This window comes from Streptomyces sp. NPDC107517 (assembly GCF_055582645.1).
Map to the genome: position 1 here is coordinate 358,265 of NZ_JBVJPM010000002.1, position 23,776 is coordinate 382,040.

The 23,776-nt window shown below is 71.8% G+C and carries 23 protein-coding genes; 6 read left to right on the forward strand and 17 right to left on the reverse strand.

Annotated elements, in window-relative coordinates:
- Window positions 1-33: 33 nt before the first annotated feature.
- From ACZ67T_RS05345 to ACZ67T_RS05360, 4 genes are all read right to left on the reverse strand, one after another.
- Window positions 34-630, reverse strand: coding sequence for a winged helix-turn-helix domain-containing protein (locus ACZ67T_RS05345; protein WP_469981660.1), 597 nt, complete (start codon window positions 628-630; stop codon window positions 34-36).
- Between the two features lie 386 nt (window positions 631-1,016).
- Window positions 1,017-2,048, reverse strand: a complete 1,032-nt coding sequence (gene glnII / locus ACZ67T_RS05350) for a glutamine synthetase (RefSeq protein WP_469981661.1) — start codon at window positions 2,046-2,048, stop codon at window positions 1,017-1,019.
- 236 nt (window positions 2,049-2,284) lie between these two features.
- Window positions 2,285-2,992, reverse strand: a complete 708-nt coding sequence (locus ACZ67T_RS05355; RefSeq protein ID WP_469981662.1) for an RlpA-like double-psi beta-barrel domain-containing protein — start codon at window positions 2,990-2,992, stop codon at window positions 2,285-2,287.
- Between the two features lie 144 nt (window positions 2,993-3,136).
- Entirely contained in the window at window positions 3,137-3,499 is a 363-nt protein-coding gene (locus tag ACZ67T_RS05360; RefSeq protein ID WP_469981663.1) for an arsenate reductase family protein, read from the reverse strand.
- A 133-nt stretch (window positions 3,500-3,632) separates the two neighbouring features.
- Here ACZ67T_RS05360 and ACZ67T_RS05365 point away from each other — a divergent pair, with 133 nt between their 5' ends.
- Window positions 3,633-3,911, forward strand: coding sequence for a hypothetical protein (locus ACZ67T_RS05365; RefSeq protein WP_469981664.1), 279 nt, complete (start codon window positions 3,633-3,635; stop codon window positions 3,909-3,911).
- A 150-nt stretch (window positions 3,912-4,061) separates the two neighbouring features.
- On the opposite strand, the gene ACZ67T_RS05370 is transcribed toward ACZ67T_RS05365, so the two are convergent.
- Window positions 4,062-5,297: a winged helix DNA-binding domain-containing protein gene (locus ACZ67T_RS05370; protein ID WP_469981665.1), complete on the reverse strand. Its 1,236-nt coding sequence runs from the start codon at window positions 5,295-5,297 to the stop codon at window positions 4,062-4,064.
- A gap of 108 nt (window positions 5,298-5,405) precedes the next feature.
- Here ACZ67T_RS05370 and ACZ67T_RS05375 point away from each other — a divergent pair, with 108 nt between their 5' ends.
- Window positions 5,406-5,888 carry an FxLYD domain-containing protein gene (locus ACZ67T_RS05375; RefSeq protein ID WP_469981666.1) on the forward strand — a complete coding sequence of 161 codons (483 nt, stop codon included), beginning with the start codon at window positions 5,406-5,408 and terminating at the stop codon, window positions 5,886-5,888.
- A gap of 37 nt (window positions 5,889-5,925) precedes the next feature.
- On the forward strand, window positions 5,926-7,266 hold the full coding sequence (locus ACZ67T_RS05380; protein WP_469981667.1) for a DUF2252 domain-containing protein: 1,341 nt from the start codon (window positions 5,926-5,928) through the stop codon (window positions 7,264-7,266).
- A 61-nt stretch (window positions 7,267-7,327) separates the two neighbouring features.
- Here the strand turns inward: ACZ67T_RS05380 and ACZ67T_RS05385 are convergent, their stop codons facing one another.
- Both ACZ67T_RS05385 and glnA read right to left on the reverse strand, forming a co-directional pair.
- The gene (locus ACZ67T_RS05385) at window positions 7,328-7,852 is read right to left on the reverse strand and encodes a DUF1269 domain-containing protein (RefSeq protein WP_469981668.1); all 525 of its coding nucleotides are present in this window, start codon (window positions 7,850-7,852) and stop codon (window positions 7,328-7,330) included.
- A gap of 609 nt (window positions 7,853-8,461) precedes the next feature.
- On the reverse strand, window positions 8,462-9,871 hold the full coding sequence (gene glnA, locus ACZ67T_RS05390) for a type I glutamate--ammonia ligase (RefSeq protein ID WP_469981669.1): 1,410 nt from the start codon (window positions 9,869-9,871) through the stop codon (window positions 8,462-8,464).
- Between the two features lie 188 nt (window positions 9,872-10,059).
- Here glnA and ACZ67T_RS05395 point away from each other — a divergent pair, with 188 nt between their 5' ends.
- Window positions 10,060-10,530, forward strand: a complete 471-nt coding sequence (locus tag ACZ67T_RS05395; RefSeq protein ID WP_469981670.1) for an RDD family protein — start codon at window positions 10,060-10,062, stop codon at window positions 10,528-10,530.
- 86 nt (window positions 10,531-10,616) lie between these two features.
- Here ACZ67T_RS05395 and ACZ67T_RS05400 read toward each other — a convergent pair whose 3' ends face one another.
- From ACZ67T_RS05400 to lipB, 4 genes are all read right to left on the reverse strand, one after another.
- Window positions 10,617-11,318, reverse strand: a complete 702-nt coding sequence (locus tag ACZ67T_RS05400) for a DUF4191 domain-containing protein (protein ID WP_399968505.1) — start codon at window positions 11,316-11,318, stop codon at window positions 10,617-10,619.
- Between the two features lie 30 nt (window positions 11,319-11,348).
- Entirely contained in the window at window positions 11,349-11,552 is a 204-nt protein-coding gene (locus ACZ67T_RS05405) for an SCO2195 family GlnR-regulated protein (protein WP_326713343.1), read from the reverse strand.
- Between the two features lie 258 nt (window positions 11,553-11,810).
- Window positions 11,811-12,776: a lipoyl synthase gene (locus tag ACZ67T_RS05410; protein WP_469981671.1), complete on the reverse strand. Its 966-nt coding sequence runs from the start codon at window positions 12,774-12,776 to the stop codon at window positions 11,811-11,813.
- A 106-nt stretch (window positions 12,777-12,882) separates the two neighbouring features.
- Window positions 12,883-13,713, reverse strand: coding sequence for a lipoyl(octanoyl) transferase LipB (gene lipB / locus ACZ67T_RS05415; protein WP_469981672.1), 831 nt, complete (start codon window positions 13,711-13,713; stop codon window positions 12,883-12,885).
- 210 nt (window positions 13,714-13,923) lie between these two features.
- Here lipB and ACZ67T_RS05420 point away from each other — a divergent pair, with 210 nt between their 5' ends.
- Window positions 13,924-15,414: a regulator gene (locus ACZ67T_RS05420; protein ID WP_469981673.1), complete on the forward strand. Its 1,491-nt coding sequence runs from the start codon at window positions 13,924-13,926 to the stop codon at window positions 15,412-15,414.
- Window positions 15,415-15,440: 26 nt separating this feature from the next.
- Here the strand turns inward: ACZ67T_RS05420 and ACZ67T_RS05425 are convergent, their stop codons facing one another.
- The 4 genes from ACZ67T_RS05425 to ACZ67T_RS05440 form a co-directional block, all read right to left on the reverse strand.
- Window positions 15,441-17,612: a family 20 glycosylhydrolase gene (locus tag ACZ67T_RS05425; RefSeq protein ID WP_469981674.1), complete on the reverse strand. Its 2,172-nt coding sequence runs from the start codon at window positions 17,610-17,612 to the stop codon at window positions 15,441-15,443.
- A 323-nt stretch (window positions 17,613-17,935) separates the two neighbouring features.
- Window positions 17,936-19,285, reverse strand: a complete 1,350-nt coding sequence (locus ACZ67T_RS05430) for an NAD(P)/FAD-dependent oxidoreductase (protein WP_469981675.1) — start codon at window positions 19,283-19,285, stop codon at window positions 17,936-17,938.
- Between the two features lie 261 nt (window positions 19,286-19,546).
- Window positions 19,547-20,389 (reverse strand): peptidoglycan recognition protein family protein, encoded by an 843-nt coding sequence (locus ACZ67T_RS05435; RefSeq protein WP_469981676.1) that lies wholly within the window; start codon window positions 20,387-20,389, stop codon window positions 19,547-19,549.
- A gap of 100 nt (window positions 20,390-20,489) precedes the next feature.
- A complete protein-coding gene (locus ACZ67T_RS05440; RefSeq protein ID WP_469981677.1) occupies window positions 20,490-21,293 on the reverse strand; it encodes an SDR family NAD(P)-dependent oxidoreductase in 804 nt (267 codons plus the stop codon).
- A 117-nt stretch (window positions 21,294-21,410) separates the two neighbouring features.
- On the opposite strand from ACZ67T_RS05440, the gene ACZ67T_RS05445 reads away from it, so the two are divergent.
- Window positions 21,411-22,079: a TetR/AcrR family transcriptional regulator gene (locus ACZ67T_RS05445; protein WP_469981678.1), complete on the forward strand. Its 669-nt coding sequence runs from the start codon at window positions 21,411-21,413 to the stop codon at window positions 22,077-22,079.
- Window positions 22,080-22,085: 6 nt separating this feature from the next.
- Here the strand turns inward: ACZ67T_RS05445 and ACZ67T_RS05450 are convergent, their stop codons facing one another.
- Together ACZ67T_RS05450 and ACZ67T_RS05455 are read right to left on the reverse strand one after the other, a co-directional pair.
- Window positions 22,086-23,192, reverse strand: a complete 1,107-nt coding sequence (locus tag ACZ67T_RS05450; protein ID WP_469981679.1) for a PP2C family protein-serine/threonine phosphatase — start codon at window positions 23,190-23,192, stop codon at window positions 22,086-22,088.
- Window positions 23,193-23,283: 91 nt separating this feature from the next.
- Entirely contained in the window at window positions 23,284-23,772 is a 489-nt protein-coding gene (locus tag ACZ67T_RS05455) for a GNAT family N-acetyltransferase (RefSeq protein WP_469981680.1), read from the reverse strand.
- Window positions 23,773-23,776 lie beyond the last annotated feature (4 nt).

A 23,776-nucleotide genomic window follows, 5' to 3' on the forward strand; every position in this document is an offset into this window, starting at 1 on the left:
GGGACGGCCGACGGACGGCGCTCCGCTCGACGGTCAACGCGCGGACGGCGGGGCGTACTTGTAGCCGACCCGCCGCACCGTCTGGATCACCTGACGGTGCTCGGCCCCGAGCTTGCGCCGCAGCCGCGCGACATGGACGTCGACCGTCCGTCCGTCGCCCACGTGCCCGTAGCCCCACACCGTGGTCACGAGCTGATCGCGGGTGTGCACCCGGTGCGGATGCGCGACGAGGTGCGCGAGCAGCTCGAACTCCAGGTAGGTCAGGTCGAGTCGGCGCCCGTCGACCTGCGCGGTGCGCTGTGTGCCGTCGATGCGGACGAGCGCGTCGGCGGCGGTGTCGCCGTCCCGCGGCGCGGCTTCGGGTCGCCGCCCTGGCTCGTCGGGCACTGGGAGCAGCGGCTGCTGGTCGGCCGGTACGAGGACCAGGTAGCCGATCATCGGGGGCCGGCCCGGCAGCGTGGGCAGGGTGTGCGGGGGAGCGGGCAGCCAGGTCGCGCCCGGCGGCAGGAAGTCGGCGACATCGACCACCTCGTCCCGGTCGACGGCGCGCAGCCGGTGGCGGCCGGAGGCGACGGGGGAGGGGGCGGCGGTCACAGAGGAAGCGGTGGTGAAGGAACGGGTGTTCGCCATGAGTGGTCAACTCTTTCGCGCGAGGAGTCATCGAGATCGTCGAGAACTGCGAGGTCGCAGAAGGACCTACGTCGTGCGCGCGGACCGAACGCCGGGGTGAACCGGCTTTAGAGGGCCTGCGCGTTCTCCGCGCGGCAACACACCCGGTCGAAGTCGTGGTGCTGACGGGAAGGCCAGAAGGGCTCGAGGTCGTGGCGACCCGTCGCGGTGTTCTGGAAGCTGGCCATGGCCCCATTGAAGCAGACGGGTTCGCGGGGCAGGACCCCCCTCTCACCGGTCGGACGCCACCTTGGCGTGAACTTGACGTTCCGCGCGGCCCCCCGGCGGGCAGCGCGAAGGGCGCCCACCGGACCGGTGGGCGCCCTTCGGGAATCACGAGCCGCGGATCAGACCTGGCCGGCCTTCTCCAGAGCGGTGCAGCAGGTGTCGACCATCAGGCGCGTCACGACGTACGGGTCGACGTTCGCGTTCGGACGGCGGTCCTCGATGTAGCCCTTGCCGTCCTTCTCGACCTGCCACGGGATGCGGACCGAGGCACCGCGGTCGGAGACGCCGTAGCTGTACTCGTTCCACGGGGCGGTCTCGTGCAGACCCGTCAGACGGTCGTCGATGCCCGCGCCGTAGTTCTTGACGTGGTCCATCGGCTTCGAGCCCTCGCCGAGCGACTCGCACGCGGTGATGATCGCCTCGTAACCCTCGCGCATCGCCTTCGTGGAGAAGTTGGTGTGCGCGCCGGCGCCGTTCCAGTCGCCCTTGACCGGCTTCGGGTCGAGGGTCGCGGAGATGTTGAAGTCCTCGGCGGTGCGGTACAGCAGCCAGCGAGCCACCCACAGCTGGTCGGAGACCTCGAGCGGGGCGAGCGGGCCGACCTGGAACTCCCACTGGCCGGGCATGACCTCGGCGTTGATGCCGGAGATCCCGAGGCCCGCCTTGAGGCAGTTGTCCAGGTGCGCCTCGACGACGTCACGGCCGAAGATCTCGTCCGCGCCGACACCGCAGTAGTAGCCGCCCTGCGCGGCCGGGAAACCGCCCACGGGGAAGCCGAGCGGGCGCTCGCCCTCGAAGAACGTGTACTCCTGCTCGATGCCGAAGATCGACTCCTGCGCGGCGAACTGCTCCGCGACCTCGGCGAGCGCGGCACGCGTGTTGGACTCGTGCGGCGTCATGTCGATGTTCAGGACCTCGCACAGGACGAGGATGTCGCCGCCGCCGCGGATCGGGTCCGGGTAGGAGGCGACGGGACGCAGCACGCGGTCGGAGGCGTGGCCCTTGGCCTGGCTGGTGCTCGAACCGTCGAAGCCCCAGATCGGCAGCTCTTCGAGCGCCGGCGCGGAACCCGCGATTATCTTGGTCTTCGAACGGAGCTTGGCCGTCGGCTGGGTGCCGTCGATCCAGATGTACTCAGCCTTGAACGTCACGGGGCCACATCCTTCGGGTGGGTCTGTACGGCGCAGTCATGTGCGGGTGCGGCGCCTCGGTGTGCTGCTCCGCAGACTGTCAACAGGCGATTTCCCGTCCGTTGCCCGTATGTGAACCCCGTGTTACCCGGACCCTTCTGTGGCCGGAATCACGTTTCGCCGGACGGCCCCGGCCCGCGCACGTCATGGGGGCACGCACGCGGGCCGGGGCCGTGCGCCCGGTGGGCCTTGTGAGGTCAGCCCACCTTCTCTATACGTGCGTTGCGGATGAGGAATTTGCCCGGTTCGCGGACCTGCTCGAACGCCGCGTTGTTCAGCAGGACGCAGCTCCCGGAGACGGAGGTGACCTCGACGGACGTGGACTTGCCGTTGTCCAGGTTGGTGACCTTGAGCTTCGTCCCGGCGGGGAACTGCCCGCTGGACGCGGCGGGCGCGCCGCCCTCACCGGACAGCGTCACGGTCGAACCGGCACAGACCTGCTCACCGGCGACGTCCCCTCCGGCGTCACCGGCGCCGCCGGCCGCGTCCGTGGGATCGGGTTCGGCGGTGACGGTGTCCGGCGGCGCGGCGGTCACCGTCACCGTGCCGCCGCCCGCATCACCGGAACCGGCCCCGGCCGCATCATCGGAACCGGCCCCGGCCTGCGCTCCGTCCCCGGCCTCGCAGCCGGACGCCGCCTCCTTGCGCCGGATCTCCGCGATGACCGCTTCCCGGTTGGCGATGCGGGCCTCGGACTGCGCGTCCGGGGCGGCCCGCTGCCCGTCGATGAACTTCTGGTTGTTGGCGATCGCGGTCTCCAGGCCCTGGCAGACCTGGGCGTTCTGCGCGACCGGCGCCGCATTGCCCGTACTCGCGAGCGCGAACGCCGCGCCACCGGCGACGAGGGCCGCGCTCACCGCGAGCGCGGCCTTCTTCCGGGGGCCCATCCTTCTCCTGCGGGACATGTCCGCCTCCTGTCGTCGTTACGAACGTCGGTGCGCGCACCGTTACGTACGGGTAACTGGAGGGCGGAACTCAACTGCCCCAGAGGAAGCTCAAGTAACGTACGTCACACAGGAGTTGGTGCCACGGGATGAGGCCGTCGCGTCTCAGTGGCGCCCGAGCGCGTCCCGGACCGCGTCCTCACTGCGCGCCACCACGGCCGTACCGTCCTGCGCCGTGATGATCGGCCGCTGGATGAGCTTCGGGTGCGCGGAGAGGGCCGCGATCCACCGGTCGCGCGAACCCGCGTCCCGCGCCCAGTCCTTCAGGCCGAGCTCCTTCGCGTCGGCCTCCTGCGTCCGCGTGATGTCCCACGGCTCCAGCCCGAGCCGCTCCAGAACGGCGCGGATGTCGTCCTCGGACGGCACGTCCTCCAGGTAGCGCCGCACGGTGTAGTCGGCGCCCTCCGCGTCGAGCAGGGAGAGCGCGCTGCGGCACTTCGAACAGGCGGGGTTGATCCAGATTTCCATGGGGTCAAAGGTACGGGAAAGGCCGTCTGGTCAGCGGCTATTGTCAGTGCCCGGCAGTAGAATTGAGGCAGTGTTCGAGGGAGCGTCCGGGGCCGCGGAGGGCCTCGGAAGGTCTCCCTCCCGCGACAGGAGGATGTCTGTGCCCGCTGCCGCACCGATGCTGATCGACCTGCCCTGCAAGCCACTCGCGAAGAAGGCCCTGCCCGCGGGGCGGCCGCGTGACTGGTACATCACGCACAACCGCCGCCTCAAGGCCATGCGCCTCGCGATCGCCCTGCTCGACTCGGGCGTCTACCTCCCGGACCAGGCCCACAACCGGACGATACGGAGCACGGCGGAGCGCGTCGGAATCCATCCGCCGTCGGACACCACCTGCCACATGGTGCGCGCGCTGATGCGCTACAGCCGCTGACGACCAGGTGCGCCGCCCGACCGTTGTCCAGCTCGACGGACGGGCGGCGCACGGCAGTTCGCGCGCGCTGATGCGCTACAGCCGCTGACGACCAGGTGCGCCGCCCGACCGTTGTCCAGCTCGACGGACGGGCGGCGCACGGCAGTTCACTCACTTCCTGGCCGGGCCCGCTCCGGCCAGCTCCTTCTCCAGCGGCGTACGGAAGCGGGGGGTGACCCGCGCCTCGCCCACCCACTCCTGGAGCCTCGCCGCCTGCGCCTCGACGGCGGCCGCGCCCTCCCGGCCCACGTCCGCGAGCAGCCGCCACCGGACGGTGCCGTCCTTGCACTGCGCCCACCCGCCGGCGATCCGCCCGTCCCACCACACGGTGGGCCCGATGTTGCCCGCCCCGTCGAAGAGGGGCGCGCGCAGCTCCGGCGGCAGATACCAGTCGCGCTGCTGCCAGCCCATCGGGCTCGGGTCGAGACCGGGGAGCAGGGCCGCCCACGGCTCGGTGTCGGCTCCGACCGGCTCGACGGCGTCGGGGAGCACGAACCCGGCTCCCTCGTCCAGGTCCACCTCGACCGCCCCGACGGCCGCGAGCGCCCTGCGTACGTCGGTGACCTTCCATCCCGTCCACCACTTCAGGTCGGCCTCCGTGGCCGGGCCGCACGAGCCGAGCCAGTGCCGCAGCAGCTCCGACTGGGCTTCGGCCACGGGGAGTTCGGGGTGCGGGGGCATGAGCGCCCATCTGAACTGGCTGGACGTCCACGACCCGCGGGGCCGCCCGCGCACGACGCGCCCCTCCATGCCGAGGACCCGCAGCAGCCGCGTCGAGATCGACTGCCACGCCTCGTACTTCTTGCCCGGCGCGTACAGCAGCTGCGTACGCAACCTCGGCTCGTCCTCGGCGAGTTCCGCCGCGGTCGCCTCGCCGCGCGCCCCGATCGCCGCCAGCGTGCCCGCCTCGACGTCCGCGAGCCACGCCGCGTCGTGCTCGCTGCCCGCCTCCAGATGCCTGACGAAGGAGGCGCGCTCCCGCGCGGCGACCGCCACACCCGTCGACGCGTGCACCACGGCCGTGAGCGGGGCGGGGAACACGAACACCGTGTGCCGCATGCCGTGCATCCGTACCAGGGAGCGGTCCGTATACAGGGCGCGCTCCACGTCGGCGACCGTCTTCGACGGGTCCCGCAGGCGCGCGCCCACCGCCAGATACACGGTGGCCGGGTCCGTGCCGTGCAGCGCCACGAGCGACCCGGCGACCTCCTCGGCGGAGCCGGCCCGCGCGCCGGGCGCGAGCCGCTGCCCGGCCGCGAGCCTGGCCCGCCGCTCCGCCGCCCCGATGTGCCGCCGCCGACCACTCACAAGGACCTCCCAGGGCTGTTCGTCCGACCGTGTCCCCATCCTGCCCGGGCCCCGGGCCCGTTCACCTGTTTGCCGTACCCGGCATGCCGCCCGGGCCCCGGCCGCCTTCACTGAGGTGACGGCAGCGGAACGGGCACGGGAGGCGTGATGTCGGGACTTGGCATACGGGGCGCGGGGGCCGGGCTGCTCGTGGCGGCGGTGCTGCTCACGGCGGCCGGCTGCTCGGACAGCGGCACCAGCCCCTCCGGCGCGGTGTCCAAGGCCGCGTCCGCCGCGTCGTCCGCGGCGTCCCGGGGCGGTGACGTGGTCGCCTCCGCCACCGCGAAGGCGCAGGAAAAGCTGGACCGCGTCAAGGGCGGTGTGAACGCCAAGGGCGACATCGGCCTCGGTGACGTGGCGAAGGACGGCGACCGGATCACGGTCCCTGTCACGGCCACCAACAGCTCGGACTCCAAGGCGTCGTACGCGGTGCAGGTCAACTTCCGCGACAGCGGCGGCAACCTCCTCGACACGGTCGTGGTCACGGTCGACGACGTGGACAAGGGCAAGTCCAAGGAGGCGACGGCCCGCAGCAACCGCACCCTCACCGGCGACGTGAAAGCGGACGTCGGCAGAGCGCTACGGCACTAGCCGTGACCGCCCCCGCAGGCCGCGCGGACGGTGCCGCATGACCACCCCCCAGGCCCGGGCCGCCCTGGGCAAAGAGGCCCGCAAGCGCGCGTCACGCTCCTCGCACGGGGCGTGGATACCCGCCGCCGACCGCGCCGACCCCGTCGTCGTACTGGAACGGCAGGCGGCCGACCGCGTCGCCGAACTGCTGCCCATCCGGTACGGGCGGATGGCGGCCTCCCCGTTCGCGTTCCTGCGCGGCGCCGCCGCCGTCATGACCGGTGACCTGGCCACCCAGCGCGCCACCGGCCTCACCGTCCAACTCTGCGGTGACGCCCACCTGTTGAACTTCGGCCTGTTCGCCTCGCCGGAACGGTCCCTGCTCTTCGACGTCAACGACTTCGACGAGACCAGCCCGGGCCCCTTCGAATGGGACGTGAAGCGGCTGGCCGCGAGCGTGGCCGTCGCCGCCCGCGACAACGGGCACACCGACACCCAGGCCCTCGGATCGGCCCGCGCGGCCGCCACCGCGTACCGCACCTCGATGCGCCGGCTCTCCGGGATGGGCGAACTCGCCGTCTGGTACGAGCACATCGACGCGCACCAGCTGCTGCCCCTCATCCGCTCCGGCCGCAGCCGACGCCGCGTCCAGGCGACCCTCGCCCACGCCACCCGTCGCACCAGCCTCCACGCGCTGGGCAAGCTCACCGAGGTCGTCGACGGGCGCCGCCGCATCATCAGCGACCCGCCGCTCCTCGAACCGGCGAGCACCCCCGACACGGCCACGGTGCGCAAACTGTTCGGCGACTACCGCTCCACCCTCGCCGAGGAGCGCCGCCGGCTCCTCGACCGCTACCGCTTCGTCGAGGCCGCCCGCAAGGTCGTCGGCGTCGGCAGCGTCGGCACCCGCTGCTTCGTCGTGCTGCTCGAAGGGCGCGACGCCGACGACCCGCTGTTCCTCCAGATCAAGGAGGCCACCCGGTCCGTCATCGAGGAGTACCAGCCGCACGGCCCGTATGTGCACCCGGGCCATCGCGTCGTCGCGGGCCAGCGCCTGCTCCAGGCCTCCGGTGACATCTTCCTCGGCTGGATGACCGGCCCCCAGGGCCGCGCCTTCTACTGGCGTCAGCTGCGCGACATGAAGGGCTCCGCCGACGTCGCGGGCCTCGACCCCGACGACCTGTGCGCCTACGCCGAACTGTGCGGCACCGCACTGGCCCGCGCCCACGCCCGCTCGGGCGACCGTATCGCCATCTCCGGCTACCTCGGTCGCGCCGACGTCTTCGACCGCGCTGTGGCCGACTTCGCGCTGTGCTACGCCGACCAGAACGCCGCCGACCACACGGCTCTGCGCAAGGCGGCGTCGGAGGGCCTGATCACGATCGCCCCGGGCGTCTGAGAACGCCGGTACGGCCGCCCCCGGACGGGAGCGGCCGTACCCACAGGACCGAACGGATGCCTCAGACCCCCTGCGGGGCCCCCTGCGCCGCCGCTCCACCCTTGGCCGCCTTCAGCGCCGCCCGCAGATGCTCCTCGTCCTCGTTGCTCAGCGAGGTCTGGACGAGCTGACCGCCGAACGAGGCGATCTGGGGGATGACCTTGTCCGGGGCGGCCTGCTTCACCAGGACGAACAGCGCGGCGGCACCGGGCTGGAGGTTCTGGCTCAGCTCCTTCATGAAGTCGTCGTTGATGCCGGTGTCGATCGCGGCACCACCGGCGGCCCCGGCCGCGCCACCGACGGCCGCGCCGAGCAGCGGCACGAGGAAGAGCAGCCCGATGACGCCACCCCACAAGGCCCCGCCGGCCGCACCCGTCGCCGTGTGGTTCACGGCCTGATGCAGCTTGATCTTCCCGTCCTCGCGCCGCTCGACGACCACGATGTCCTCGAGTTCGACGAGGTGCTGCTTGGCCAGATCGAGCATTTTCTCGCGCACCTGATGGGCCGTGGCGAGGTCTTCGTAGGCGACGACGAACAGATTGCTCATGCGGCACTCCTCGGAAGTCTGTCCAATTTGGCCCGAGTTTATGACTGTTTGCTGTAGTGCGCAGAACGAAGCCGGCTCTTCCGCCGGGAGGCGACGGGCGCCAGGCTGCGGTCATCAACAGCAACGGACAAGGCCAGCGCCGCCGAGTGGCACTCGTGATGAGCGGCTCCGGACTCCTTCAGGCAGGGTTGCAGCGGCTCTTCACATCCGGCGTCGGCTGGGACGTCCTGTGGTCCGCGCTGATCGGAGCCGCCGCGGGAGCCGCGCTCGGCTTCCTGTTGCCCAAAGCCCTGTTCCCACCGCGAGCGGCGGAACGCACTCTCCCCCCGCCCCCGCCTCATCCCCCGCTTCCACCTCCGGACGTCCCGAACGCACAAGAAAGGGCCGCCATCCCTCATCGGGAACGGAGCCCTGAAGGTGCGAGCGACTGATCGCCCGAGGCGGCGCGGCAATGGTGCGGACGGCGAAGGCGACGGGGCCTCGCCCGTCGGGGCCGGCGTGGTGCCCACAGAAAGGCCGTCGGCCGTGCTCTTCCGGAAGCGGAAGAGCACGGCCGACGGCCCACAGACGGTCCAGGAGAGCGGAAGCCCGCTCTGACCTGTGGCGTTCTTAGATGTCGAAGTACAGCTCGAACTCGTGCGGGTGCGGGCGGAGCTGGATCGGGGCGATCTCGTTCGTGCGCTTGTAGTCGATCCACGTCTCGATCAGGTCGGGGGTGAAGACGCCGCCCGCCAGGAGGTACTCGTGGTCCGCCTCGAGGGCGTCGAGGACCGCGGGGAGCGAGGTGGGAACCTGCTGGACGTTCGCGTGCTCCTCGGGAGCCAGCTCGTACAGGTCCTTGTCGATCGGCTCGGCCGGCTCGATCTTGTTCTTCACGCCGTCGAGGCCGGCCATCAGGAGGGCCGAGAAGGCGAGGTACGGGTTCGAGGACGGGTCCGGCGCGCGGAACTCGACGCGCTTGGCCTTCGGGTTCGAGCCCGTGATCGGGATGCGCATCGCGGCGGAGCGGTTGCGCTGCGAGTAGACCATGTTGACCGGCGCCTCGAAGCCCGGGACCAGGCGGTGGTACGAGTTCACCGTCGGGTTCGTGAAGGCGAGCAGCGACGGGGCGTGCTTCAGGATGCCGCCGATGTAGTAGCGCGCGATGTCCGAGAGGCCCGCGTAGCCCTGCTCGTCGTAGAAGAGCGGGTCGCCGTTCGCCCACAGGGACTGGTGGACGTGCATGCCCGAGCCGTTGTCACCGAAGATCGGCTTCGGCATGAAGGTCGCGGTCTTGTTGTTGCGCCACGCGACGTTCTTCACGATGTACTTGAAGAGCATCAGGTCGTCGGCCGCGGCGAGCAGCGTGTTGAACTTGTAGTTGATCTCCGCCTGGCCGGCCGTGCCGACCTCGTGGTGCTGGCGCTCGACCTGGAGGCCGTTCTTGTCCAGCTCGAGGGAGATCTCCGCGCGCAGGTCGGCGAAGTGGTCGACCGGCGGGGTCGGGAAGTAGCCGCCCTTGTAGCGGACCTTGTAGCCGCGGTTGTTGTCCTCCGAGCCGGTGTTCCAGGCGCCGGCCTCGGAGTCGATGTGGTAGAAGCTCTCGTTCGACGACGTCTCGAAGCGGACCGAGTCGAAGACGTAGAACTCGGCCTCGGGGCCGAAGTACGCGGTGTCGGCGATGCCGGTGGAGGCCAGGTACGCCTCGGCCTTCTTCGCGACGTTGCGCGGGTCACGGGAGTACTGCTCGCCCGTGATCGGGTCGTGGATGAAGAAGTTGATGTTGACCGTCTTGTCGCGGCGGAAGGGGTCGACGCGCGCGGTGGACAGGTCGGCGCGGAGCGCCATGTCGGACTCGTGGATGGCCTGGAAGCCCCGGATCGAGGATCCGTCGAAGGCCAGCTCCTCGGCGGGGTCGAACGCCGCGGCCGGCACCGTGAAGTGCTGCATCACACCCGGCAGGTCGCAGAACCGGACGTCGACGAACTTGACGTCCTCGTCCGCGATGAACTTCTTGGCGTCATCGGCGTTCTGGAACATCCAACTCCTCCTACTCCCACCCGGGAGGGGCGGGGTTGCAGCTCGGTGGTGCGGCCAGTGCGGTGGCACACGCTGGGACCCGACCATAGGGACGGGGGATTTCTCAAGCATGACCCATTTGTTTCGCCGAAGTTAACCGAGGCGGGGGCCGTAGCGGGCCGGGTGGCCGAGCGCAGTACCTTGGACGGGTGGACAACAGGCAAGTAATCGGATCGTGGCTCTCCGGGCCGCGTGCGGCCGCTGAGGACGCGGGTGTCGAGTTCGGGTACCGCGGTGAGCAGCTGGGTCTGCCCGAGCAGGGGCCGGGCTCCATCGCCCGCCCCGGCCGGCGCATGGCCGCCCTCGCCGTCGACTGGGCCCTGTGCATGCTGATCGCATACGGGCTCCTCACACACGGCTACAACCAGGCGACGGGGAACTGGGCCCTCGGGATCTTCTTCGTCCTCGGCCTGCTCACCGTCGGCACGGTCGGCTTCACGCCGGGCAAGCGGATCATGGGGCTGCGCGTCGTCGCGCAGGACGGCTCCGGCCGCCTCGGCCTCGGCCGCGTCCTGGTCCGCACGCTGCTCCTGTGCGTCGCCGTCCCCGCCCTGATCTGGGACCGTGACGGCCGCGGCCTGCACGACCGCCTCGCCCACGCGGTCCAGGTCCGCGCCTGACGCCGGCCCCCGCCGCGACGCCCCGCTACGACGAAGAGGCCCCGGAACCGATCGGTTCCGGGGCCTCTTCGTCGTGAGTAGAAGGGTCAGCGAGCCTTGCCGCCACCGCGCGGCATCCGCATGCCCTTGGGCATCGGGCCCTTGGGGAGCGGCATGTTGCTCATCAGGTCGCCCATCGCCCGGAGGCGGTCGTTGGTCGTCGTGACCTGCGGGCCCGTGAGAACGCGGGGGAGCTTGAGCATCGTCGTGCGGAGCTTCTTGAGCGGCACCTGGCCCTCGCCGTTGCCGACGAGGATGTCGTTGACCGGCACGTCGGAGACGATGCGGGCCATCTTCCGCTTCTCGGCCGCCAGCAGCGTCTTCACCCGGTTCGGGTTGCCCTCGGCCACCAGGACGATGCCTGCCTTGCCGACCGCCCGGTGGACGACGTCCTGGCTGCGGTTCATCGCCACGGCCGGGGTCGTGGTCCAGCCACGGCCGATGTTGTCGAGTACCGCGGCAGCCGCGCCGGGCTGACCCTCCATCTGCCCGAAGGCTGCTCGCTCGGCACGGCGTCCGAAGACGATCGCCATCGCGAGGAAGGCGAGCAGGAAGCCGAGAATTCCGAGATATACCGGGTGACCGATCAAGAATCCGATCGCGAGGAACACGCCAAAGGTGACGATTCCCACAGCCGCGAGCACAAGGACGATCATCGGATCGGCCTTGCGGGTCATCTTAAAGGTCAGAGCGATCTGCTTGAGTCGCCCGGGGTTCGCAGCGTCCGCTGCGGTTTCCTTCCTCGCCATGCCTTGAAGTCTACGTGGCCGGGCAAGTGACTACGACGTGCGGGCGGCCACAGCCTTCTCGAGCACCCGCTGAGCTTCGACCCGGTCCTTGGCACGGCGACGGTCCTCGAGCACGGAGGTCCAGGCGTTGCGGCGCGCGGTGCGCTGTCCGCTGCTCATGAGCAGCGACTCGACCGCGCGCAGGGCGTCGGTGAAGGTCGGGATGGCGGTGGCGCGTACGGGCGCGGCCTGCATTGGGAGGTCCCCCTCGGGAGCGACTCTGGCGATGGGTACGTGGCGTGAGTACAGCGTCACTGTTTGGTGTTACCAGGGCATGACCGAAGGGTCAAACGCCCATGAAGCCTTGATGGGGGAGGGCCGAACGAGGACGCGGCCCTGACGGTGCCCCCCATCTGCGGGGACTGTCAGGGCCGCGTTCTCTCGGCCATTACTGGCCGGTAGCTGCTTGTGCGTGAATTCACACGGCTGGCGGGCCGTGCGGGTGCGAGTGGCTCAGACCGCCTGCGAGGCCACGTACGCGCCGCGCTTCTCGACCGCCATCTGGTAGAGGCGTCCGGCGCGGTACGAGGAGCGGACCAGCGGGCCGGACATGACGCCGGAGAAGCCGATCTGCTCGGCCTCCTCCTTCAGCTCCACGAACTCGGCCGGCTTCACCCAGCGCTCGACGGGGTGGTGCCGCGGCGTCGGGCGCAGGTACTGGGTGATGGTGATGAGCTCGGTGCCCGCCTCGTGCAGCTGGCGCAGCGCCTCGCTGACCTCGGCCCGCTCCTCGCCCATGCCCAGGATCAGGTTGGACTTGGTGACCAGGCCGGCCTCGCGGGCCTTCGTGATGACCTCGAGGGAGCGCTCGTACCGGAAGCCGGGGCGGATCCGCTTGAAGATGCGCGGCACCGTCTCGACGTTGTGCCCGAGAACCTCGGGGCGGGACGAGAAGACCTCGGCCAGCTGGTCCGGGTCGGCGTTGAAGTCGGGGATGAGCAGCTCGACCTTGGTGTAGCCCTCGGGGCGCTCCGCCGTCATGGCGTGGATCTGGCGCACGGTCTCCGCGTACAGCCAGGCGCCGCCGTCCTCCAGGTCGTCGCGCGCGACGCCGGTGATCGTGGCGTAGTTCAGGTCCATCGTGACGACGGACTCGCCGACGCGGCGGGGCTCGTCACGGTCCAGCGCCTCGGGCTTGCCCGTGTCGATCTGGCAGAAGTCGCAGCGCCGCGTGCACTGGTCGCCGCCGATGAGGAAGGTGGCCTCGCGGTCTTCCCAGCACTCGTAGATGTTCGGACAGCCTGCCTCCTGGCAGACCGTGTGCAGGCCCTCGCTCTTCACGAGGCCCTGCATCTTCGTGTACTCGGGACCCATTTTCGCCCGGGTCTTGATCCACTCGGGCTTGCGCTCGATGGGGGTCTGGCTGTTGCGGACCTCCAGGCGCAGCATCTTGCGTCCGTCGGGTGCGACTGCGGACACGACCGGCTCCCTACAGCTTTGATTCTTCGGCGTACCTCAGGGTACGCCCGTGGTCTTGATGGGCCTTACGTGTGGCCAACCTCTGGCCTTCGGGGTGCATTCCCGCTCAGGCGGTGGCCTTGTCGGGCTCCCGCTCGGTGGTCTTCTCGATGGCGCGCGGGGCGAGGGCCGCGTTCTCCAGGACGTCGCGCAGGTGGCGCTCCACGACGGGCAGCACCTCGTCGATCGTGACCTCGCGGCCGAGCTCGTACGAGAGCGAGGTGACGCCCGCGTCGCGGATGCCGCAGGGGATGATCTTGTCGAAGTTCGAGGTGTCCGGATTCACGTTCAGCGCGAAGCCGTGCATCGTGACGCCCTTGGCGACGCGGATGCCCATGGCGCAGATCTTGCGGTCCTCGCGGCGCTGGCCCGCGTTCGAGGGCGCGTACTCCGGGCCGTTGAGACGGGGGTCGAACTCGGAGTCGTTCACCCGGGGGTCGAAGTCCAGGGACAGGCCGCCGAGCCCGGGGTGCCCCTCGGCCGCGTCCTTGGCGTCTCCGAGCACCCACACGCCCGCCCGGCCCTCGACGCGGGAGGTCTCCACGCCGAACTCGGCGCAGACCGCGATCATCGCGTCTTCCAGGCGGCGCAGGTGCGCGACCACGTCCACGGGGCGCGGCAGCTTCTGGATCGGGTAGCCCACGAGCTGGCCCGGGCCGTGCCAGGTGATCTTGCCGCCCCGGTCCACGTCCACGACGGGGGTGCCGTCCAGCGGACGCTCCTCGGGCGCGGTGCGGCGGCCCGCGGTGTAGACCGGCGGGTGCTCGAGAAGCAGGCAGGTGTCGGGGGCCTCGTCGGCGAAACGGGCGGCGTGCACACGGCGCTGCTCGTCCCAGGCCTCCTGGTAGTCGACCGAGTCCGCTCCGAAACCCAAGCGGACGAACCGCAACTCATTCACGGTCAGTGCCTCCCTAGAACCTTCAGCGTGCACATATCGCGCCCCCAGCCACTGTACGGGCCGTCTCTTCTCGTCAGTTCTTCGGGCAATCGTCACACGATCGGATGAAGGGCTGTCGAAGGTCGCGATGGGGCCCGTGATGGCCGCTACATTCGCGCCGTCCTATGAGGGCTGCACCAAAAGCCCGGAAGGCAGGAGAACGCACAGCTGATGACGGAACGACCTCCGCAGCGCACGCCCAACCGCCAGCTAGCCGCGCTCATCGCGGAGGCGGGGTTCTCCAACGCCGGACTGGCCCGCCGAGTCGACCAGCTCGGCCTGGAGCACGGACTCGACCTGCGCTACGACAAGACATCCGTGACGCGCTGGCTGCGCGGCCAGCAGCCCCGCGGCACCACACCCGCACTGATCGCCGAGGTGTTCACCCGGCGCCTGGGACGCCGGCTCTCCGCCCAGGACCTGGGGCTCGACGCCTGCTCCCCGGTCTACGCGGGCCTGGAGTTCGCCGCCTCGCCCGAGGAGGCCGTGGACATCGTCAGCGGCCTGTGGCGCAAGGACTCGGGCAGCCATGCCGAGCTCCGCAAGATCGCTTTCACCCCGGCGGGGCTCGTCGTGCCGAGCCGGGACTGGCTGATCGGGCGGGCCGACGACCGCGTCGCCCACGGGGACCACGGCGGTCCCGGCGGCGCACGGATCCCCGCCCAGGGACGGGCTTCCGCCAAGCTCACGGCCGCGCTCGAACCGGGACCGCCCCCCGTGCCCCGCCAGCGCGGCCACGCCGAGCGCGGGCCCGGCCAGCGCGTCACCGCCGGAGACATCGCGGCCCTGCGCTCCGTCGGTGAACTCTTCCGCTCTCTCGACCAGGCGTACGGCGGAGGCCACGCCCGTCAGGCGCTCGTGCGCTACCTGGAGCACGAGGCCGAGCCGATGCTGCGGGGCACCTACGGGGAGCAGACCGGCCGGCGGCTCTTCGCGGCCACCGCAGATCTGACCCGGCTGGCCGGCTGGACCTCGTACGACATCGCCGCGCACGGGCTCGCGCAGCGGTACTTCGTGCAGGCGCTGCGGCTCTCGCAGGCGGCGGGGGACCGGACGTACGGGGCGTACGTCCTGGTCACGATGAGCCGGCAGGCCGTCTACCTCGGGCACGGGCGCGAGGCCGTCCAGCTGGCGCGGGTCGCGCAGCAGGGCGTGGGCTCCTCGGCGCCGCCCGCCGTGCAGGCGCTGCTGCACGCGGCCGAGGCGCGCGGGCACGGCGTGCTCGGCGAGGTGCGCGCGTGCACGGCGTCGCTGGTGCGGGCCGAGCGGACCCTGGAGGCGGTGCGGACCGGGGACGACGTGCCGCACTGGGCACGGTTCTTCGACGAGGCGCAGCTGGCCGACGAGTTCGGGCACTGCCACCGGGATCTCCAGCAGTACCGCGCGGCCGCCCAGCACGCGGAGCGCTCGCTCCAGCTGCGGGCGCCCGGCTTCGCGCGCAGCAGGCTGTTCTGCCGGGTGGTGCTCGCCTCCGCGCGGCTCGGGCTCGGCGAGCTGGACCAGGCGTGCACACTCGGCGCCGAGGCCGCGCAGGCCGCCTCCGAGATGCGCTCCGTGCGGGCGCACGAGTACGTGCGGGAGTTCGAGCGCCGCCTGGAGCCCTACCGCGACGCGGCCCCGGTACGCGGATACCGGGACCGCATCGCCGCCCTCAGCCACTGACGGGACGGGGTCGGGGCCGGCGCTTACTACCGGGTGTCCTGCCCGGACAGACCGGTGACCCGGTCGGCCGTCAACGGCTCGTCCCAGGTGGTGAGTTCGTCGAGGTCGCCGCGGAGGCTCGCCTTCTCCGTGCCGATCGAGCGCAGGGGCAGGGGGATCGACGCGTCGACCGTGCCGACCCGCTCCCCGTCGGCGTAGAGCGTGGTGTGACCCGGGGTCGCCACCCAGGTGAGCCGGGTCCAGCGGTCCAGCGGAAGCGTGTAGTCGAAGCTGAGGTCGGCCGAGCCGTACCGGGTGAAGCCGACCTTGCCCGTGCCGTACTGCATGAGCTTGAGCGCGCCCGCCTTCGAGCTGAGCAGGACCTGGTCCGCGGTGCGGGCCGTGGGGCGGACCTGCACCGACACCGTCCACGGCTCGGCGACGTCCAGGCCGCCGAAGCCGACGCCGTCCCGGTCCGAGTCGAAGCGCCACGCCTGCCCGCGCACGCCGTCGGCCACCGGTGCCGGGTTGTTGATGATGTACGACGTGCCCGGCAGGTCACCCGCCGTGTCCTCGGCGAGGATCGTGTTGCCGGGGCTGCCCGCGTACGTCCAGCCCTTCGGGTACGCGGCCGGGTCGAAGGTCCAGTGGTGGCTCGGCAGGCCGTCGTCCACCCGCGGCTTCACGGGCGTGGGTGTGATGCCGGGCGGGTCGCCGATGCGAGCCGCGCGGGCCCGGAAGTCGGCCAGGGTGTCAGGGGTCGCCGTGCCGTTCCAGGCGCGGTCCGCGAGGATCGCCCGGGCGCCGGCCATCGACTGCTCGAAGTACGCGTCGTCGGCCCAGAAGTTGTAGTCGGCCCAATTGGTCAGGCCGGAGCCGAGCATGTCGGGCGCCGTGCTGACGGTCCAGCTGTCGTACATCCAGGGCTCGTTCGGGTACAGGTGGTGGTAGTTGTTCGGGGTGTCGTAGAACGGGCCGATGGCGATCTCGTCGTGGCCCGGCACGGCGGGCTCGGCGCCCGTGCCCTCCCAGGTGAGGAAGACGACGGGGCCGTGGACGGTCTGCTGGGGCGCGGCCAGGTGCTCCGAGCCGTTGTAGACGGCGGTGCGCCTGCCGTGCGAGGCGATCACGTCGTCCAGGGTGTTGATGTACCGGTTGAGGAGGTCGCCGAGCGTCGACACATCGGGCGAGGCGGCCAAGTAGTCCTGCACGCGGGGGCAGTCGGCGAGCTGGCCCGGCACCTCCTCGCCGCCGATCGAGAACAGCGGCGCGTCGAACCAGCCGGCGAACTCGTCGACGATCTGCTTCGTCTTCGCCACCGCCTTCTCGCTGGTCATGTCGATGATCCAGTCGGGTGTGAGGTGCGAGTGCGTGTGCGCGGCCGTGCAGGGGTTCGTCCCCGAGCCGAAGCCGATGCCGAACGCGTCGCTGATCGCCGTCGCGTGGCCGGGAACCTCCAGGCCCGGCATCAGCTGTACGTGGCGCCGGGCCGCGAACGCCTTGAGGTGCTCGATGTCGGCGCGGCTGTAGCTGTGGCCGGGGTCCGCGAGGCCCGGGAACTTCGGGCTGTACAGGCGGAAGCCCTCCGACTCGGAGAGGTGCAGCATGAGCGTGTTCAGCTTCTGGTCGCCCATCCTGCGGATCAGGTTCTCCAGGTACGGGATCTTCCAGTACTTGCGGCCCGCGTCGAGGTGGACCATGCGGATCGCCTGTGTGGGGACGTCGGTGGCGCGGGCCCGGGGGAGCGTGCGGTGCTCGCCGTCCGTGGAGCGCAGGAGCTGGAGCAGAGTGCGGGTGCCGTAGAAGAGGCCGTGTGTGGAGGCGGCCCGGATGCGGACGGCGCCGTCCGAGCTGTCGAACCGGTAGCCCTCGGCGCCGAGTTCACGGTCGTCGGCGAGGCCGAGGACGATGTCGCCGGGCCCGGCGTGGGCCACGTCGCTCGCTACGTGCGGCTCGATGCCGGATACCTGATCGATTTCCGTGCGCAGCCGGGCGGCGAGCTGCTGCACGCTCTGGCGGGCGGGGCCGGGGAACTCGGCGCGGCCGGACGGCTCGGACGTCTCGGCGCGGGTGCGCGGGTCGACCAGGACGCGGGTGCGGTGGGTGATCGTGACGGTGCCGTCGAGGGACGTCCAGTCGGTGGGGCGGGGGACCACCGACGGCTGCCCGGCGAGCGGTTCGGGGGACCGCTCCTCCGGCTGGGCTGCTGACGACGGCACTACAGCTCCGATGAATCCGGTGGCAAGGGCTAGGACGAACAGCAGGGCTGACGCCGTTCTTCGCACGGTGGCCTCCAGGGGCAAGGGGGCGGACCTGGGGACCGTAAAGGGGAGTTGTTGTAGTGGCAAGAGTGCGCGTGAGGGGAAATGAGGGCGCCCGCCTCCGGAATGTGCCACGGAGACGGGCGCGTTGGGGGATCCGTAGAGGTCGGATGTGTGGTGACGGTGGCTGAGGGCTTCCTGTCGCTGGGCTGTCTCTTGGCTGTGGTGGGACGGTGCTCTGGCTGTGCAGTTCGGGGCGCACGTGTCGGCCGTGCGGTCGGTCAGGCCGCGGCCGGCACCATGCCCGCCGCCGGGGCCAGTTGGACGCCCAGGTCCGTGAGGATCGCGTGCGCGGCGCGGCGGCCCGAGTGGAGGGCGCCCTGCACCGTGCTCGTGCCGCGGTGGTCGCCGCACACATAGAGCCCGTGAAGAAGCCGCACCGGGCGGCGCAGGTCGTGCGGGGCCGGCATGGCGGGCACCGCCTCCGGGTCGTGGTGGACCGCGAGGGTCTCCCAGTCCGAGGTCGACGTGCCGTAGAGGGCTTCCAGTTGGGCCCGCAGCTCGCGCTCGGGCGGCGGGGGGCCGAGGACCGTGGAGGAGACCAGCGCGCGGCCGGCCGGGGCGCGCGTCGGGTCGACCTGGCTGATCACCGCGGAGTATGCGACGGGGCCGAGCCGGTCGGCGTCGAGGAGCAGCGCCGGGTCGGTGAGCGGCGGCTCGGGGACCGCGTGGTGGACGACCGTGACGGGGTGGAAGTCCGGTACCCGCAGCCCCGGGAGCAGCCCGGCCGCGGCGCGTGCACCCGTCGCCAGCAGTGTTGCCCGGCACCGGAGTTCACCGTGTTCCTCGGTCGTCACCGAATTCGCGGAGACGGCCCTGACGCGCACGCCGGTGCGGACCGTGCCCGGCGGGAGCCCGGCGGCGAGCAGCTCGGGCAGCGCGTCGGCGCCGCCCTCGGGGACGCAGAGGCGGCCGCGCGCGTAGGCGAGCAGGGCGAGGTCGGCGCACCGGCTCGACGAAGTCAGGTCCGGATCGCACAGGAGCGCCGACAGGAGGGGGCGCACAAACCCGTCGAGGGTGCGGGTCGGCAGTCCGCGGCCCATCAGGGCGTCGGCGGCGGGGAGTTCGGGGCGCGCGAGGAGACGGGGGACCGGTGTCCCGGCGAGGCGGGCCAGGGACCTGGCGAGCCGGGCGTGGTCGAGGGGGCTGCCGAGTGGGGCGGTCGGGCGCGGGCCCCTGGCGGCGGCGCGGGGACGGGGCACCCGGGGGGCGCTCGCGAGGGCGCGCGCCGTCGTGAGTGCGCCCATTGTGCGCCGTGCGGCCGGGAGTTCCCCGGCGCGATGGCGGCGGCCGCCGCTGTGCACGAGGACCCCGGGCGAGAAGGGGCGCAGGACGAGGGTGTCCAGGCCCGGGGCACGGCGCAGCTCGGGGTACGAGGTGCACAGGAGCCGGCCGATCCGGTCGAGCCGGAACCCGTCGACCTTCTCGGTGGACATGCGGCCGCCCACACAGGGGCCGACCTCCAGGACCAGGGTGGGAACGCCCGCCCTGGTCAGGCGGTGGGCGGCCAGGAGTCCCGCGACCCCGGCTCCCACGATGACGACGTCCGCGTGCTGTGCGGGCTCAGGCACGTGCGCCTCCCTGGCGGTTGTGCGGCTGGTGGGAGCCGTCGCACGTACCCCGGGCCGTCAGGCCGGCGCACGCAGGCGGGCTCCGAAGGCGTCCTACCCCCCGGCGAACCCGCGTACGGCTCCGAACACCCGGGCTGTACCCGAGTCCGTCGAGGGTAGGTCCGGGTCCCGGCCGGGGGAGTCGCGCGTAGCCCGGGCACGGTCGCACGGGGGGCGCCCGGGGCCGCCGGACGCGAGCCCGGCCCGCTCCCGGACGAAGCCCTACCGCCCCTGGAGCGCCGCCGCCCGCCGCCTGATCTCCGGGAATTCGGCCATCAGGGCCTGGCCCGGGCAGTACGTCTCGTACTCGTCCCGGTGCGCGGCGATGGCGTTGAACTCGGCCGTCTTGCCCTTGCGGTAGCGGCTGAGGCTGTTCGTCGAGGTGAGGCGGACGCGGGAGCGCGGGTCGATGTTCGCGAGGCCCAGCTTCCAGGCGGAGAGCGCCGCGATGGACTTCACCATGGAACGCGGCACCGGCGTGCCCGCGGTGAAGGTGCCGATGGCGGCGATGCCCGCCGTGCCCTGGTTGAAGCCCTGGGCGTGCGCCCCCACGACCGCCCTGTCGACGCCGCCCGCCCGGCCCTCGTAGATCGTGCCGCACTTGTCGACGAGGAAGTTGTAGCCGATGTCGTCCCAGTTCCGGCCGCCCGCCTGGCCCGCGTACAGATAGCGGATGATGCGGGGAGTGTCGGCGCAGTCGTAGTCGTTCGGCGAGTCCGTGTGGTGGATGAAGATCGCCGTGACGCGGTCGGCGTACCGGGCGGGCGGCCTGCTGTAGGCGGCATCCGCCACCCAGTCGGCTCGCGGCACGATCCCGGGCCGCGCGGCGGTGTGCGGCCGGCGCACCGGTACGCCGGACAGCGACAGTACCGGCGGCCGGCGCACCGGTGCGACGGCCGGCGGCAGCACCGACGTGGCCCGGCCGGCGTGGGCGAGGCCCGCCGCCCGGCCCGGCTTCGCCGCGGAACCGCCGTCCCCGGGCGCGGCGGTCACGGCACACATCAGCAGCAGGCCGAAGGCCGTGGCCGCAGGTACGCAGCACAACGTCATACGGAAGACGCGCATAAGTGACACTCTCCGCCGCGCGCCCGGGGTCCGCCCCGCAAGCTGCGCCACGCGAGTGATCGAGGGCCCCGCCGCAGGTCAGACCCGCCTTCGCCGCAGATCAGAAGTGCGTTCCGCCGTCGACCCTGACCTCGGTACCGGTGATGAACCCGCCGTCCTGCGAGCCGAGCATCGCGACGACGGACGCCACGCTCTCCGGCCCCGCGAAGCCCTGGCCTATCGCCGGCGCCAGCTTCATGAACAGGCTCATGTCGGCGTCCTCGGGCAGGCCGGGGCCGCTGCTCTGCCGGCTGGCGCCGGAGCCGTCGGTCATGCCGGAGGAGATGGACCCGGGCTGCACGGCCGTGAACCGGATGCCCTGCTTGCTGTACTCGCTCGCCAGGGCGTGCGTCATGGACTGGATGCCGCCCTTGCTCGCCGCGTACGCCGCCATGTAGGGGTGGGCGAACGTCGCCGACGTCGAGCTGAAGTTGATGACGGCGGCCCCGTCGCCGGCGAGGAGCGCCGGGATCGACTCGCGGATCATCAGGAACGTGCCCGCCAGGTTGATCTGGAGCACCTGGTTGAAGTCGGCGAGCGACGTCTTGTGGGTGTGCGAGGAGCGCAGGATGCCGGCCGCGTTCACCAGCACGTCCAGGCCGCCGAGCGCCTCGACGGCGGTGGCGACGCCCGCGCGCACGGAGGCCTCGTCGGCGACGTTCACGACGACCGTGGCCAGCCTGTCCGCGGTGCCCGCGGCGGTCGCCTTCTCGACGGTGTCCTCCAGGCCCGCCTCGCTGACGTCGGCGGCGACCGCGCGGGCGCCCTCGGCGAGGACCCGCAGCACGGTGGCCTGGCCGATGCCGGAGCCACCACCGGTGACGAGTACGTGACGGCCTTCGTAGCGGTTCAGGTTCGGGCTCATGTGCTGCTCCACTTCACTCTTCTCACGGTGATTCGCTGTCCACCGTACGCCCAGGTGGCATGTTTTGCCATAACGTCAGAACGTGCAGACTTGTTCCCGGACGCATAGGCTTCCCCGGTGAGCCCCACGAACGATCAGCGCAGTCCGCAGCCCTCCCTGACCGAGCGGCGCAAGGCCGCCACCCAGCTGGACATCGCCCGCGCCGCCGCCGAACTCTTCGCCGAGCGAGGCCCCGACGGCACGACGGCCGAGGACATCGCCCACCGGGCGGGCGTCGCGCTGCGCACCTTCTACCGCTACTTCCGGGGCAAGCAGGACGCGGTCGGCCCGCTCCTCGCCGCGGGCGGCGACGCCTGGCGCGCCCTCGTGGAGGACGCCGAACCCGGCACGGACCTGCGCGTCACCCTGGAGACGGCCGTCACCGCCACGCTCTCCGCCCCCGGCGACCACGGTCCCGAGCAGCTGGAGACGACCAGGGGACTGCTGCGCGCGGCCCAGGACGACGCCGCGCTGCGGGCCGTCTGGTACCGCGTCAACCAGGAGTCGGAGGAGCGCCTCGTGCCGGTCCTCACCCGGCTCGCGGGCGAGGAGGCGGACCCCCTCGACGTACGGCTCGCCGCCGCCGCGGCCACCGACGCCATCCGGATCGCCCTGGAGACCTGGGCCGCCACCGACGCCCCCGCGACGGGCGCGACCGGCTCCCCGGCGGTCCTCGCGCTCCGCTGCCTGCGGGAACTGACGGGCGGGATCAGCCTGTTGGCGGAAGGCCGGGGCGGGGCCCGATAGGAGCCGTCAGTCGTCCTCCGGATCGATCTCCGGCGCGAACACGAGCAGCGTCAGATCGTCCCGCACCGTTCCCGCGAACCGCACCACGTCCCGCCACAGCGCGTCCGTCAGCCCCGCCGGGTCCTCCGCGCTGAACCGGACCAGGCGCTCCGCGAGCGGATAGAAGGCACCGGACGAGTCCCGCGCCTCGATCAGACCGTCCGTCAGGCCGAGCAGCCGGTCGCCCGGCCGCAGCCGCACCGTGAGCTGCTCGAGCGGCGCGAGGCCCGCGATCCCGAGCCCGAGCGGCGCCCCCGACGACACCGGCAGCTCGATGACCTCCTGCCCGCGCAGGAGCAGCGGCCGCGGATGGCCGCACGAAACGGCCCGTACCACCGGGGAGTCGTCGGGGAACTCGAGGAGCAGCGCCGTCGCGAACAGCTCGGCGTGCTCCTCCTCGGCCGAGTCGACCACGAGCCTGCGGTCGAGGCGGGCCGCGACCCCCTCCAGGTCCGACTGGTCGAGCACGGCCTCACGGAACGCGCCGAGCAGACCCGCCACCGTGGCGACCGCGGACAGACCGTGGCCCTGCACATCACCGATCACGGCCCGTACCCCGGTCGGCCCCCTGCGCACGTCGAAGAGGTCACCGCCGACCAGCGTCCCGCGCTCCGCAGCCCGGTACAGGCCCGCGCAGCGCACCCTGCCGACCCGGTCACGCAGTGGCGGAAGCACGGCGAACTGGGCTGCCTCCGCGACCGTGCGCACGGTGACGAGCTGGTCGTCGCGCCGGCTGCGGACCCAGCCGATCAGCACGCTGAGCAGCGCCACGAAGGAGACCGTGAGGACGTCGCTGTTGCCGGGGTGCCCAAGGTTCATGAAGGGCACGTTCAGCAGGACGATCACGGTGCCGCCGAGCAGCGCCGTGGCGGCCGGGCCGTAGGTGAGGGCGGCCAGCGGCGGGATCGCCCCCAGCAGGAAACCGAGGTCCAGTTTCTCCTCGGAGGCCAGCTGGGCCGTGCACAGGGCGACGAGGAGAAAGAACGGCAGCCATCGCACCCAGCGCGGCGGCGGAGCCCCGCGCAGCCAGGCCCGCTCCTCGCCGTCCCGGCGACGCGACAACGCCCCGGTCATCGGCGGGCTCCTTCCCATGGACCCCTTCACGCTCCTACGGGAGGGCCGTCACCGCACGCCGGGCGGGTCCGTCAGAACTCCGGTGCCCGGCTCACAGGGACCGGCCCATCAGGATGTCGTCCACGTACGTCCCGTCGAGCAGGAACTCCTCCGGCAGGACGCCCTCGACCGTGAACCCCTCGGACTCGTACAGCGCCCGCGCCGGAGCGTTGTGCCCGAGCACCCGCAGCGTCATGCGGCGCGCGCCGGCGGTGCGGGCGTGCTCCACCGCGGCGCGGACCAGCGCCCGGCCGACCCCGGCGCCCCGCGCCTGCGCGGCGACCGCGAGGCCCTGGATCTGCCGGACATGGGTGTTGGCGGCGAGCGAGGTGGGATAGGCGATGCGTACGTAGCCCGCGAGCCGCCCGTCGAGCTCAGCGACCAGATGGTCCATCGGCCCGAACCGCTCCGAGAAGAACGGGTCGTACGGCGGCAGCGGCTTCGGCTGGACGGCGTGCAGCGTCGACCAGGCCGCGCGGTCGAGCCGGGCGAGCCCGTCCTCGTCGTCGAGCCGGGCGAGACGTATGTGCGGCTGTGACATGGGG